The 13866-nt window shown below is 57.0% G+C and carries 9 protein-coding genes; 5 read left to right on the top strand and 4 right to left on the bottom strand.

Going from position 1 to position 13866, the window contains the following annotated elements; all coding sequences use genetic code 11:
• Positions 1-13: 13 nt before the first annotated feature.
• Complete coding sequence (locus FO268_RS08785; RefSeq protein ID WP_150992069.1) at positions 14-619, bottom strand: DUF1326 domain-containing protein; 606 nt, start codon at positions 617-619, stop codon at positions 14-16.
• A 128-nt stretch (positions 620-747) separates the two neighbouring features.
• Here FO268_RS08785 and FO268_RS08790 point away from each other — a divergent pair, with 128 nt between their 5' ends.
• Positions 748-2706 carry a winged helix-turn-helix domain-containing protein gene (locus FO268_RS08790; protein ID WP_150992071.1) on the top strand — a complete coding sequence of 653 codons (1959 nt, stop codon included), beginning with the start codon at positions 748-750 and terminating at the stop codon, positions 2704-2706.
• Positions 2707-2718: 12 nt separating this feature from the next.
• Here FO268_RS08790 and FO268_RS08795 read toward each other — a convergent pair whose 3' ends face one another.
• The 3 genes from FO268_RS08795 to FO268_RS08805 all read right to left on the bottom strand — a co-directional run bounded on the left by FO268_RS08795 (position 2719) and on the right by FO268_RS08805 (position 9163).
• A complete protein-coding gene (locus tag FO268_RS08795; RefSeq protein WP_225316558.1) occupies positions 2719-5403 on the bottom strand; it encodes a mechanosensitive ion channel domain-containing protein in 2685 nt (894 codons plus the stop codon).
• 72 nt (positions 5404-5475) lie between these two features.
• Positions 5476-7272: a glycerophosphodiester phosphodiesterase family protein gene (locus FO268_RS08800; RefSeq protein WP_150992073.1), complete on the bottom strand. Its 1797-nt coding sequence runs from the start codon at positions 7270-7272 to the stop codon at positions 5476-5478.
• Between the two features lie 34 nt (positions 7273-7306).
• The gene (locus FO268_RS08805; RefSeq protein ID WP_150992075.1) at positions 7307-9163 is read right to left on the bottom strand and encodes an LTA synthase family protein; all 1857 of its coding nucleotides are present in this window, start codon (positions 9161-9163) and stop codon (positions 7307-7309) included.
• Positions 9164-9262: 99 nt separating this feature from the next.
• Between FO268_RS08805 and FO268_RS08810 the strand changes: the two genes are divergently transcribed.
• The 4 genes from FO268_RS08810 to FO268_RS08825 all read left to right on the top strand — a co-directional run bounded on the left by FO268_RS08810 (position 9263) and on the right by FO268_RS08825 (position 13776).
• Positions 9263-10102: a hypothetical protein gene (locus FO268_RS08810; protein ID WP_150992077.1), complete on the top strand. Its 840-nt coding sequence runs from the start codon at positions 9263-9265 to the stop codon at positions 10100-10102.
• 282 nt (positions 10103-10384) lie between these two features.
• A complete protein-coding gene (locus FO268_RS08815; RefSeq protein ID WP_150992079.1) occupies positions 10385-11410 on the top strand; it encodes an amino acid ABC transporter substrate-binding protein in 1026 nt (341 codons plus the stop codon).
• 93 nt (positions 11411-11503) lie between these two features.
• Positions 11504-12691, top strand: a complete 1188-nt coding sequence (locus FO268_RS08820) for an amino acid ABC transporter permease (protein ID WP_150992081.1) — start codon at positions 11504-11506, stop codon at positions 12689-12691.
• Entirely contained in the window at positions 12691-13776 is a 1086-nt protein-coding gene (locus tag FO268_RS08825) for an amino acid ABC transporter permease (RefSeq protein ID WP_150992083.1), read from the top strand. The genes FO268_RS08820 and FO268_RS08825 overlap by 1 nt, the downstream gene beginning before the upstream one ends.
• The last annotated feature ends 90 nt before the right edge of the window (positions 13777-13866 follow it).

A 13866-nucleotide genomic window follows, 5' to 3' on the forward strand; every position in this document is an offset into this window, starting at 1 on the left:
TTTACCTCCGGGGCTAGGGCCCGGCGTATTCGAATGCTGAGTAGAGCGCTGATCTTTCGGTCAGATCCACTTGCAAGCCGTGATTCTGATGCCGCAGGGACCGGGACTTGGCCACCACCAGCGAATGACCCGGCGCCACGGCAAACGGATGATTGCTGATTGTCACATCCCGGCCATTCTGCCCTTCAATGGCGTTGACCCTGGTTTCATCGGAGGCACCTATGGTGAGATGTCGAAGACCTCTTTCGACCACGAAGCCAATAGGTTGCCTTTCTACCGCGAGCACTTCGCCAATCATCGATGCCAGCAGTTCCGGGTGGCCACCCGCCTTGCCGCTGAACACATTGCCCAGCGCCTCCTGCTGCTGCTCGTCGGCTCGCTCGTCAAGGTACAGAATTGCCTTCCAGTTACCATCGGCCATGAGTCCCGGGGAATTCAGTACCACCGCGATGTTCAGGTCATCTAACGGGACCTCTCCATAGTGGCCGTTCGCGATGTGCCACCCCACCATGGCGGTACAGTCGCCTTCCGTCGGTGACTCCTGGTAGACGCACGGGCAGGCGCCCTTGCACGTGCAGCTTTCTAGGTATTCTCCCTGCATTTTCCATTCAGTGGTCATGTCTCTGCTCCCTTCGTGGTTGCGGGTTTATCTGGTATTACTGCTATTGTCAGTTATAGCTCTGAATGCGTGATTTGACGTGATGAGGAAATGAGAATTTTGTGAGAATGTAGCCGCAGGAGGCTGCCATGCCACAAAGGATGTCCGACTTGCTGATAGCCCATGCACAGCAGACGTTTGTGGGTCGCATTGCCGAATTGGCAATTCTGGGTAAGATGCTGGAACCGCAGGGGCCCCGAATAGTGCACGTTCACGGGATCGCCGGCATTGGTAAATCTACCCTGCTGACCAGGTTTGCCAGCGTTGCCCGGGCTGAGGGAGCCAAGGTTATCCTGCTTGACTGTCGCCATATAGAGCCGACGGAGCAGGGCGTGCTGCGAGCCTTGGGGGAGGCAACAGGCGGGCCGGCGCAGGAGATGGAGACCGTTGTTGGTTGTCTGGGACGTCTTGGCGGCGTGGTTGTATTGGCTTTCGATACCTTTGAGGTTTTCCGGCTGCTGGATACATGGCTGAGGCAGGTATTCATCCCGATGCTTCCGGAGAATGTCAGGGTTGTGCTTGTTGGGCGCGAGCCACCGGCCGGCGCCTGGTATTCCAGCCCTGGATGGGGACAGTTGATGCGCGCAGTGCCGGTGTCTTCCCTGAGCGAAAACGAAGCAGGGGAGCTTTTGCGGAGCCTGGGGGTCAGTCCGGAGCAAGAGGCGCTCATTGCCCGCTCTACCCACGGCCATCCGTTGGCGTTGAAACTGGCAGCAGCGGCCATGGGGGACGCAACGCCTGAGCAGTGGCCTGCCGGTACACCCATACAGCACGCCCTGGATGAGCTGACGCTCCTCTTCCTTGACGATGTGAACGATACGGTCACCACACGGGTGCTTGAAGGTTCCGCGGTTGTCCGCCGTGTCACTATCTCATTGTTGCAGGCCCTGTTCCCAGATCTGCCTCCCCGGGAGGCGTTGGACCGACTGCGCCGCTTGCCCTTTGTCGATGCCACCAGTGATGGCCTGATGATTCATGAGGCGGTGCGGGAGGCGATTGCACGCTCCCTTCATGCGAGTGACCCTGAACGCTACCTCACATACCGGCGCAGTGCCTGGCGACAACTGACTCGCGAGGCCGGTTTCGCAGGGGATGGTGACCTCTGGCGTTATACCGCAGATGTACTGTTCCTGATCGAGAATCCGGTGGTTCGGGAAGCTTTTTTCCCCAGTGGCTCGCCCGTTGGGCTCTCCGTGGAAACCGCGAGGGCAGTGGATGAAGCGGCCCTGACTGATATTCTTCATGCCCGTGAAGGTGCTGAAGCCTCTGGGACAATTCTGACGTGGTGGCGTCGTTTACCGCGGCTGTTTTCAGTGGTCCGTACCTGTGAAGGGCCCGTTGTAGGCTTTTACTGCAAGTTTCGATCAGACGAGGTGGAGCCGGGCTGGCTGCTCGATGATCCCATTACGGAGCAATGGTACTTACACCTGAAACGGCAGCCCATGCCACGGGAGGCGATTGCGCTGTTTTGCCGCCGATGGCTGAGTGTTGATGACGGCGATTCTCCAGGTGATGTACAGGCCGCAGTCTGGCTCGACCTCAAGCGGGCCTATATGGAGCTCAGGCCAAGGCTCCGCCGTGTTTACCTGACGATTACGAATCTTGAGGCCTATGGAGCCGTGGCCCGGCGTTTGGGGTTTGAAGTACTGGCGGATCGAGCTGTGGTGATGGACGGGCGGGTTTACCACTCCGCAGTGCTCGACTTTGGCCCGGCGTCGGTGGACGGCTGGTTGGCCGATCTTGCTGCAGCAGAGCTTGGCGTGGAACGAGAGCATGGGTTGTTGGATGTGGACGCCAGGGAACTGGTGCTCGATGAGCGCAGGGTGGCCCTGACGCCGCTGGAGTTCGGCGTCATGCGCTACCTGGTAGCCCGTAGGGGTAAGGCAGTATCCCGTAGTGAGTTGCTGCGCGATGTATGGGGGACGAGCTACGAAGGCGGCAGCAACGTGGTTGACGCGGTTGTAAGAACCCTGAGGCGGAAGCTGGGGGCCCACGCCTCCCGTATTGAGACCGTTACCGGCGTTGGATACCGGCTGCGGGAACCCTGAGAGCCGCACTTGTTAAGCGATTGTTCGTACATAGACGTCGTGCTGGGGGAAGGGGATCTTGATACCGGCTTCATGCAGGGCTCGAGTGGTGGCGGCATGAATCTCGTGGGACAGAGGCATGATGTCCAGGGGGTCATTCACAAATACCCGCAGCTCAAATTCAATGCGGCTCTCGCCGAGGCCGACGCAGAATACTGCCGCCGCAGGGTCATCCACCACCCGCTCGTTGTTTTGTGCTACCTCGGTCAGCAGGTCCTGAACCCGGTCGACATCAGAGCCGTAGGCAACGCCGACGTGCAGTATTACACGCGTGATTGAGTCGGAGAGTGTCCAGTTCGTGAGATCCTGGGTTACGAAGGTTTTGTTGGGAATGATCTGTTCCTTGCGGTCCCAGTCAACCAGTGTTGTTGCACGAATGCGAATCCGCGACACCGTACCCGTAATGCCTCCGATGGTGACGGTATCTCCGACGCGGATCGGGCGCTCAAACAGCAGGATGATGCCGGACACAAAGTTAGCGACGATCTCCTGCAGACCAAACCCCAGGCCCACCCCGAGTGCGGCTACCAGCCACTGCAGTTTGGACCATTGCACCCCGATCACCCCAAGGAAGACCACCACGCCAATTAACACCAGGGTATAGGTGGTGAGCGTGGTGATGGCATAGCCGGTTCCGGGCTCAAGCTTCATCCGGCTGAGCACCATGACTTCCAGGGTGCCGGGCAGGTTTTTGACAGCGAGCACAGTTCCCACGCCGACCAACAGCGCTAGCAGCAGGTCACCGAGGGTAATGGGTAATGGATCACCGCCTTCAAGATCGGTAGCGATGGTCCAGAGTGTGATGTTATCGAACAGCTGAAGGGCCGGTATCAGGCCGGCCCAGAACAGCCAGAGGCCGGAAATGACCAGCGCGGAAACCAGGATGCGCAAAAGTGCAGTGCTTTGCTGACTGATATCCTTGAGGTCCATTTCCGGCATATCCAGGGTTTGGGGCACCCCTTCGCCCGAGGACTCCGCCGCTTCCTTGGTGTCGGCGACTTTCCGTTCTGCCTCTCGGTGCTCCCGCAACCGCTCTAGGGTCAGACGACGCTCCCTGACCGAAAGTGCCCGCAGCCCTACATAGAACACCATAGCGTTGAAGGCTATCCAGCATATGCTGATGAACAGGTTTCGTTCCAGTTCCAGGGCCGTGTAGTGGTACCCGACCAGTGATGCCACCACCAGTAACAGAGGTGTTGCAACCGCCAGTACATGCAGGGCCAGCAGGAACCTGTTCTCGGGCCGGTCGGACCGGACTGCGCTCATAATACGCTGCGCGAACACTGACAGGGCTATGGATACCGCGGTAAAAAGCAGACGTCCCAGGCTGCCTTCAAATTCGGAGCCGCCGGGTGTGGCAGTGGTTGGCAATATAACGGTGATAGGAATGATCACCGCAAGAAGGAACGGGAGTTCCCGCCGAATGGCGCGTAGCGAGTCGATATGCCAGTGGAAATGGGCGTCTCCCAGCCCGCCGCGGCGTGCTACGTTCTTGATGAAGGCCAGCAGGAGGGTGACAAGGGCCGCCGTGGCCAGGCCCTTTGAGAGCGCGGCGTAAAAATCGTTGCCTTCCATCAGCAAAAGCGCCCCGACGGCAAACACCAGCACGCCGGGCAAGGCCAGTAACACGCTGTTGGCAAACGCATACAGAGTAAATTCAATACGGTCATGGCCAACATTGCCAACGTACTGGCCATTGACGTCCAGATTACGCTTGATGGTTCGCCGCTTGATCAGCAGCAACGCCAGAAGGGCAACGAGAATCACTGTGCGGCCACCGCGCTCCTTGACCGATTTATTAATGGCATCGCTGAGCGGGTCAACCCGTAACTGCCCGGCAAACCAGGTGACTGCGTTCACCAGTTCAGTCAGGGTGGTCGCTCCCACCACCGGCGCGCTGGGCAGCCAGAACAGGCGCTGGTGCAACAGAATCTGATAGGCCTCTACGCGATCCTTGAGGGCCGATACCGTACTGTAGTAGTCGTTCAGAACCTGGATGTGTTCGGTAACCGTCTTGTGCAACTGGCGAATCAGGCTGGCTCGCTGGCTCCTTAGTTGGTCGCGGGCATCGTCGCCCGGGTCGATAATGGCTTCAAACTCCTCCAGTCGAAGCTGCTCCTCCCGTGCTGTCGATAGCTGGTCTTCGATGTCCACAATCAGGTCACTCGCGATGCCTTGACGCTTCAGGCGTTCAAGTCGCTGCTTGAGCAGGTTCGCGTAGTCACCGGTCAGGTTGAGGCCGGCTTTTTCCAGCCGGAGTTCAAAACTCTCGTATTCGTCGTTGAGCCGGTTGAGAAGCGATTCTGCGTAGGTGAGCCGGCTTCGGGTAGACTCAACCGCCCCCAGGCGTTGGTCGAGAGAGGTTCTCAGAGCTTGTATCTGTTGCCGGATATCCGCGGTCTCGGTGTCGGGAAGCTGGATCTGTGGGGGCGCTTCCGCCTCTGCTTCCAGTTCGGGCTGGACAGCGGGCCTTGCTTCTTCGGGCTCCTCTTTTTCTTCTTTGTCAGCCGTCTCGGCGCCTTCCTTTTCAGTCTTCTCACCGCCACCTTCGCTGGGCTGTTCGGCGTAGGCAGGCGCGGCGGCACAGACCAGTACTATTGCCCATTTCAGAAAGAGTGAGCGGAACCAGCGGCATGAGCTTGGGCTTGGGCGGTTCACGTCGGCGCGCTCCTTGCGGTAGATGGTAAAGTCACGTTCAAGATTAGACGAGTTCCTTCAGGTAATCAGCGGTTACCGTAGCCAGTTGCGCAGCTTGATCACCAGCACCTCGGCGTCAGTGAGTTTTTCGCGGCGCTCAAGGAGCTCGGCCAGCATATCTGGCCGGTCGGTAATGATATTGTCCACCCCCATGTCTATAAAGCGGGACATGGCAGCGGGATTGTTTACAGTCCACACATGCAGTTCCTTGCCGGACTGGCGGGTTTGGGCAACGGTCGCAGGCGTCACCCTGTTCTGGCGCAGGCCCAGAATGTCGAAGCTCTGTTCCCAAAGCGGACCGACAATGAATTGAGCCAGCAGCGTGGTTTTCAGTTCAGGGGCCAGTTGCCGTACTTCGGCCAGGACGGACCACTCAGCCGCCGCAATCACGGTGCCTTCAATGGCCTCCATCTTTTCCAGCAGACGAATCACTTCCCGTGTCAGCCCGGGGGTGTCGGGGTCAGGTTTTATATCAACGTACAAACCGGCCCTGCCACGGGTCGTGGCGATAACTTCCTCCAGTGTGGCAATACGTTCATTACTGAAGCGGGCGCCAAACCACGACCCGGCATCCCGCTCGCGGGCCTCTTGCAGAGTAATATCAGAGATTTTGCCACCCAGGCCGAATACTCGCCTCATATCCGCATCATGCCAGAGCACGGGCACGCCGTCGGCCGTCATACGAACGTCAATCTCAATGTAGTCCGCCCCGTCTGTAATGGCTTGCTCAATGGCAGTCAACGTGTTTTCAGGTGCCTTGAAAGCACTGCCCCTGTGGGCAGTTATGGAAACTTCGTCCTGTTGTTCGAAGGACTGCAGAACGAACCAGGCCTGGGTGATTGCCAGCACGATGACGAGGGCTTCAGCGCTCCAGGCCAGGGGGCCCGCCTGTTTGGGCAAATCTTTTGTGGATACATGGGGGTGGCGGCCGGTTGCCTGGCGGTAAACGCTGTAAATAAGCATGCTGTAGGCGGCAATACCTGCAAAGGCCAGCGTTATGGTGAAGAGAATATAAAGCGCCACAAAGGTCAGGGTGACGGGCATGAGCAGATCCATTTGCTCCGGTAATCTGGGCAGCAGATAGCTGCCAATGCCCTGGAACCCAAGAGTGACCAGAATCGGGAGTATCACCAGCCCTGCAAGGCCAGCGAGTAGGGCACCGGTAGCGGGGAAACGCTGGCCGTGAACATGATGGTTGCTTAGCTTGAGCGCCAGCCTGGCGCCATGGCCCTCCAGCAGAACCAGGGGAACAGAGAGTATCCATCTCAGGTAAAGCCAGCCATTACAGACGGCGATACCGAGCGCGGCAACGGCGGAGATGCCCATGAACCACCATACAACTGGTGGGCGTTCCAGTTTCAGGTAGTAGAGGTCGTGGGGGGAGAGAAGAAACTGGTAGGCGAGCACCACTGTAAGGAGGAACGGCATCGCGACCAGAAGGTGGCCTGTAACCTGTAACACCGCCAGTGCAGAAAGCTTTCTGAAGTGACGGGCGAGGGCCCACAGCGCCGACACAGCGATCCGGTACTCTCTGTGCCCACTCGAAGCAGCTATCCAGGTCATGCCGGCCTGCTGAAGAATCACCAGAAGCGTCGCGATGGTAGCGGTGGCGACAAGCCAAAGTAAGCCCCCGGGCGAAACCATGAATTGCACCAGGCCGCCGGTACTGATCGCAGCTTGCCCCGTGATCGGCCGAAGGGCTGCCATTGCACCGGACAACAGGGGGGTCAGGGCCGCGAGGGTCAGGCCAGTAAAGAACAGGTAAAATGTCAGTAAGCTCCGACGGTGTATGTGCAGAAACGCCAGAGTGTGCAGCGCAAGAATCTTCATTCAGGTAAGGGTCTCCCGGTTTGAAGTTTCCGCTTCATGGATTCTCAATAGGTTGCATATAGGAGGCGTTGTTGAACAGCGCGGTACGTTCCTCAAAGGTCAGAAACGGGTCGGTATCCGTCTGTTTCAAAGTGCCGAACAGTCGTTTGGGATCGAACTGCCATGTGTTGCATTTGGTCATCAGTTCACTGCAACTCAGCAACTGGCCGGATTCCCGGAGGAAGTATTTCAGCCCTGTGTAGGTGTCGGCGAGCAACAGGTCTCGCGTGGTGTTCTGCTGCTGCACCAGCAGGCTGCGGCCAATCATGTTGCCGGTTTTTCTCCCCAGCCCGGTAATGTCGAGTATTGTCGGGGGTATGTCTATCTGAGCGACGATCTGGTTCTCGGGGGCGTAGCGGGCCAGGGAATCTTCCTTGGGCGGTCTGACGGCCAGTATTCCGACGTTATTGTTGAGGGGCACGGCCTCCGGATCCTGTCTGATAAAACCCCCGGATTCGTCAGAGGTGAGAATCACCAGGGTCTCGTCAAGAAGACCGTCTGAGGCGAGGCCATCCAGAAAACGATTCAGGGCTTCTTCCATGGTTTTCATGGCCTTTCGACGGGCTTGCTGTGGCTCGGTGTCAGCCAGCTCTTGAAGATCTTCGGTGTCAAAGTCGTCGTCCGATTCTTCTTCGCCGGTATTGAACGGATGATGGGTCCCTACGTTGAGCAGGGTTACCATCCAGGGTGCCGAGGTCGCGTCAAGCCGGCGGAGGCGTTTGTCGATACTGTCAAAATAAACTGGGTCCGGCGGCCCCCAGCCATTCACTTCTTCTCCTTCACGGATGAAAACTTCCGCTCCGCTCACATCCTCGAAACCAACCCGCGGCATAAACTCGCCTTTTTGCATATAGTCCAGCGGGGCTGCCTGCCAGTACGCAGTGGTGTAACCACTTTCGAGCAGTCTTGACGGCATGCAGTCTGCGCTGGCCCGTTCTTCGGCCACGTCGACCATTTTTCTGGATTGCCTGCGGAAGTCGGGATACTCACCGCAGAGGATGGTAAAGGTTCCGCGGTCGGTCTGGCGCTCCATACTCAGCGCGTTCCTGTAAATGCGGAACCCGTGTCGGGTCAGGTTCTCCTCAAGGCTGCTCAGTCTCACGGAGGGATCGAGGTTGTGATACTCGCTCACTGTGGGGAAATAGCCTGCTGACAAGCCTTCAATCATGATGAGCAAAACGTTGGGCGGGTTCTCCACGTCGGGAGCGGCTACCTGCTGATGAAAAAAGTTGGTGTCGCCGGGCATTGCCTGGGCGTTTTCCGCTTGTTCACTTTCCGAGCTTTCTGAAGATGTAAAGGGGCTGACAAGGGCAACGGGAATCTGTGAGAAGAAACTGGCCACAAGATTATTGGTGGGTGTTGTAAGACTCTGAACGGAGCCACCATAGACAGCAACCACCAGCGTGGCGAATACAACCAGGCGCTTGCCGTCAGCTACGGGGGTGGGCACCCACCCTCGATGCAGCCGGTGCAATAGCCAGGCAAACAGAAGGTAGACAGGCAGCAGCAAGGAATGCCTGTTGATCAGGCTGCCGGTAATAAAGGTCGGATCCACTCCTTTGCCGATCAGGGCTAACTGGAAAAGCGTGCCGTGGACGGTAAGGTGCATACCGGCAACAAAAGCGGCAACGCCAAGCAGAACGATCAGCAGCATTCTGAAGACACCTGCCGTAATGCTTAATAACACGGCCAGAACCAGTGCACCGGCAAGATCGCTCGCTAGCATGCCCACGGGGTTGGGCCAGAGACCGCTCTGTAGTATGTGGCTCGCCCTTACGATCAGCAGCCAGCAAAGCGCTAACAGCACTGTCTGCGCAAAGTGCCGTGAGGTGAGCGCTGAGAAAAATGTCATAGTGAATTCCGATGCTTGCCAAGGGTTCCGGCTGCCAATGTTTTGGTGCGGGGCAACATTCCTGTAAAACAGGGTATCCCCACCGGCTGGAGGCTGGCAATGTCGCACGTTAAATATGAATCGCTGTTAATCGGGCTCGTGCTCTTTCTGACCGGGTGTCTGCACACCAGCGAAGCCCCGGATCTGGACATCGAGCTCGCGCCCGATGAGCTGACCTGGATTGGTGAGCAGATTTTCCTTAATGAGTGTGCCGGCCGGAAAACCTGTCTGGTCCACTGGAATGAGGGAGAAGCCTTCCCATCCCTGGGGATCGGGCATTTTATCTGGTATCCGGCTGAGGTGGATGGGCAATTCGTTGAGAGCTTTCCGGAACTGGTCGGTTTCATGCGGGAGCAATCCGTAACACTTCCCCGTTGGTTGAATGAGCTGGAACCGTTTGACGCACCATGGCCGGATCGTAATGCCTTCAGGCAGGCCGAAGACGATGCAGAGGCTAATGAAGAACGTGATGAAAGGGTGGCTTCGCTGAGAGAGTTTTTATGGGCCACTCGCGGTGTACAGGCGGATTTCATTGTACGGCGTGCGCGACAGGCGCTTGAGACAGTTGTGTCCGCCGCACCGGAGCCCCGTCAGGCCAAGCTTCGGGAGCATTTGCAGGAACTGATAGCGACTCCCGGCGGAGCGTACGCGGTTATTGATTACGTCAATTTCAAGGGTGAGGGGCTGTCAGCACAGGAAACCTACCAGGGCCAGGGCTGGGGGTTGCTGCAGGTGCTTCTCGCCATGCCTGAGAAAGATGGCTCCGTTCTTCATAGATTTCGGGTGGCGGCAAAAAACACGCTCACTCGCCGGGCAGAGCTTGCCCCGAAAGCCATAGAGCGCGAGAGATGGCTGCCTGGCTGGCTGGCAAGGATCGATACCTATCGTGAGCCGGGCTAAGCGGTTGAAAAGGCACCGATGCAGAAAATCACCGGAAAACTGGTCGATTTCCATAACTGCTTCTATTTTATACATGAGCGTTCAGAAATGCCGGCTCAGGAGTCTCTGGCGGCCCAGTGCCCCGAATCGAAGCGTTGACCGCACAGTGTTGTGGCCTGTTGGTGTTATTGAGAAATGCTCATGAAAAAACAAATACTATAAATCAATGGGTTAGTTTGCATGGCTTGTAAATTGCTAAAAGCCAGATGCTCCTCTAACCAACGGAATTTCGGAGAACTCAGAATGAATAATTCCAAGTCGATTGCCGTCGGCGCAGTCATGCTTTGCGGCCTGTTTTCTGCTTCGGTCGTTTCCGCGGCAACAACGCTTGAAAGCGTTAAAGAAAAAGGACATTTACAGTGCGGTGTGACAAGTGGTCTCCCCGGTTTTTCCCAGCCAGACGATAAGGGTAACTGGACAGGTATCGATGTTGATACCTGCCGCGCCATCGCTGCCGCCGTCTTCGGTGATGCACAAGCCGTTGAATTTACTCCGCTGACTGCGAAAGAGCGTTTGACTGCTCTGCAGTCGGGCGAGATCGACGTGCTCTCCCGTAACACCACCTGGACGCTCACCCGTGACGCGTCTCTGGGCCTGAACTTCACCGGCACCAATTATTACGACGGGCAGGGCTTTCTGATCAACAAGGAGCTTGGTGTCAAAGATGCAACCGAACTGAACGGTGCGACCATCTGTATTCAGGCCGGCACCACTACGGAGTTGAACCTGTCCGATTATTTCCGCTCCGAAGGCATGGAATACGAACCGATTGTTTTTGATACCTCCGAGCAGACGGTCCAGGGTTTTGCTGCAGGCCGTTGTGACGTGCTGACCTCTGACCGTTCGCAACTGGCAGCACTGCGCTCCAAGCTGAACGATCCAAGCTCCGCGGAGATCCTGCCGAATACCATCTCCAAGGAGCCTTTGGGCCCCGTGGTCCGTCAGGGTGACGACCAGTGGTTCAACATCGTCAAATGGGTGCTGTTTGCCCAGATCAACGCCGAAGAGCTGGGCATTACCAGCGACAACGTTGAAGAGATGCTGAAGTCAGACAACCCCAACATCCAGCGCTTGCTGGGCACCGACGGCGATATGGGCGCCAAACTGGGTCTGCCGGATGATTTCGGTCAGAAAGTGGTCAAACAGGTGGGTAACTACGGTGAAATGTATGACCGCAATGTCGGCCCGGACACTCCGCTTGGGCTGGATCGCGGCCTGAATGCGTTGTGGACGGAAGGCGGTATTCTTTACGCGCCACCGCTCCGTTAAAACCCGAAAGCGGACAGCGGGTGGTGCGGGTTCTCCGCCCGCCCGCTGTTTTCGTGATTTGTTTCATCGCGGTTCAGCTTTCCGGGAAACTCCATGACAAAACAGACTGTTGACTCAAGGCCGGCAGGGCCGAAGCCCTGGTACGACCCCAGAATACGTTCCATCTTTTTTCAGTTCATTGCCATTGCCCTTGTTTTCTGGGGCGGCTGGACACTAATCGATAACACCCTCTCGAATATGGAAAGCCGTGGCATAAGTACCGGCTTCGGGTTCCTCAAAGAGACAGCGGGCTTCGGCATTATCATGTCGCTGGTGCCTTATGACTCCACCATGACGTACGGCCGCACGTTCGTTGTTGGCCTCATGAATACATTGCTGGTTTCGGCAATGGGCATTGTAACAGCCACCATTATCGGTTTTATTGTTGGCGTGGCACGGCTGTCCAGTAACTGGCTCGTGGCCAAGCTCGCGCTCGTGTACATCGAAGTTATTCGAAATATCCCATTGCTTTTGCAGATCTTTTTCTGGTACTTCGCGGTGCTCGGCAGTCTGCCTTCACCCCGCCAGAGCGTCGAGGTTGGTGGCAGCTTTTTCCTGAATAATCGGGGGCTCTATCTGCCGGAGCCAATCACCCAGGAGGGCTTTGGCCTGGTCTGGGGTGCTGTCCTCGCAGCTATAGTAGCGGTCCTCGGCCTGCGCGCCTGGGCGAAGAAGCGTCAGCTTGCTACCGGCCGGATATTTCCCACTTTCAAGGTGGGAGTCGCCATTCTGGTGATTGTGCCTGCGGTGGCTTACCTGGCGGCCGGTGCGCCCCTGGAGTGGGATTTACCCGCACTGAAAGGGTTCAATTTCGGTGGCGGCATCACCATTATTCCTGAGCTGGCGGCCCTGTGGATTGCGTTATCCCTCTACACCGCCAGTTTTATTGCCGAGATTGTCAGATCCGGCATTCTGTCCGTCAGCAAAGGGCAGACCGAGGCAGCCAAGGCACTCGGTATCCCTAACAGCCTGACGTTGCGCCTGGTGGTTATTCCCCAGGCAATGCGGGTCATTATTCCCCCGCTTACGAGCCAATACCTGAACCTGGCAAAGAACTCATCGCTGGCAACGGCTATCGGATATCCCGATCTGGTGGCTGTGTTCATGGGTACAACCTTGAACCAGACCGGCCAGGCGGTGGAAGTGGTCGCTATTACCATGGCGGTATATCTCACCATCAGTCTGTCAATTTCCCTGTTTATGAACATCTATAACAGGGCTGCGGCGATTAAGGAGCGATGATGACTGAGCCAATGATGAAGCCACCGAAAATTGCGACCAGCCCCGTCGTCTGGATACGCCAGAACCTGTTCTCGAGCTGGTACAACAGCCTGCTCACGCTGGTGGTCGGGTACCTGGTGGTGACCAGTGTGGGGCCGCTTTTTAACTGGCTGTTTTTTGATGCCACATTCCTGGGCGACGAGCCGAGTGATTGCACGGGCACTGGGGCCTGCTGGCTTTTTATCAGTGAGCGACTGAATTTCTTTATCTACGGGTTTTACCCGGATGATCTCCAGTGGCGAGTGGATGTGATGTTCGGGCTGCTGGCCCTGTCCTTTATTCCGCAGTTCATAGAAGGTTTTCCCGGCCGCAAATGGTTTGGCCTGTTCGGTCTGACCGGCCTGCCGGTTGTGGGCTACTTTCTGGTGCCCGGCGGCTATTTTGGCCTGGAAGTTGTGGAAAGCAGCAAATGGGGCGGTCTGATGCTGACTCTGATCCTGGCGTACATCGGGATCATCGCGTCGCTGCCCATCGGCATAGTGCTGGCGCTGGGGCGGCGTTCAGAAATGCCGATTATCCGGGGTATCTGTGTAGTGTTCATTGAAGTCTGGCGAGCAGTTCCGTTGATTACGGTGCTGTTCATGGCCTCAGTAATGCTGCCGCTGTTTCTACCGGACGGGGTGAACTTCGAAAAGCTGATGCGGGCGCTGATTGGCATCACGCTCTGGCAGTCTGCCTATATGGCGGAAGTGATCCGTGGTGGCCTGCAGGCGATTCCGAGAGGGCAGTATGAAGCGGCTGATGCCCTTGGGCTGGGCTACTGGAAGAAAACCGGGCTGATCATTCTGCCTCAGGCGCTCAAAATGGTGATTCCGGGCATCGTCAATACCTTTATATCGCTTTTCAAGGACACCACGCTGGTACTGATAATCGGCCTGTTCGACATTCTCGGTACCGTGCAGTCCACGATTACGGACCCGGCCTGGCGGAGCGTTGCGATAGAAGGTTACGTGTTTGTGGCTTTCTGTTTCTGGATCTTCTGCTTTGGTATTTCCCGGTATAGCCAGAATCTTGAACGTAAACTAGACACCGGTCACAAGACCTGATGGGTAACACTATGACTGAACAAACCCAGGCACCAGAGTCACTGAACTCTGTTCCGAGTCAGAAAGACGAGAGCTCCGCCATCATACGGG

Origin of the sequence: Marinobacter denitrificans (assembly GCF_008795955.1) — a bacterium.
Taxonomy (GTDB): domain Bacteria; phylum Pseudomonadota; class Gammaproteobacteria; order Pseudomonadales; family Oleiphilaceae; genus Marinobacter; species Marinobacter denitrificans.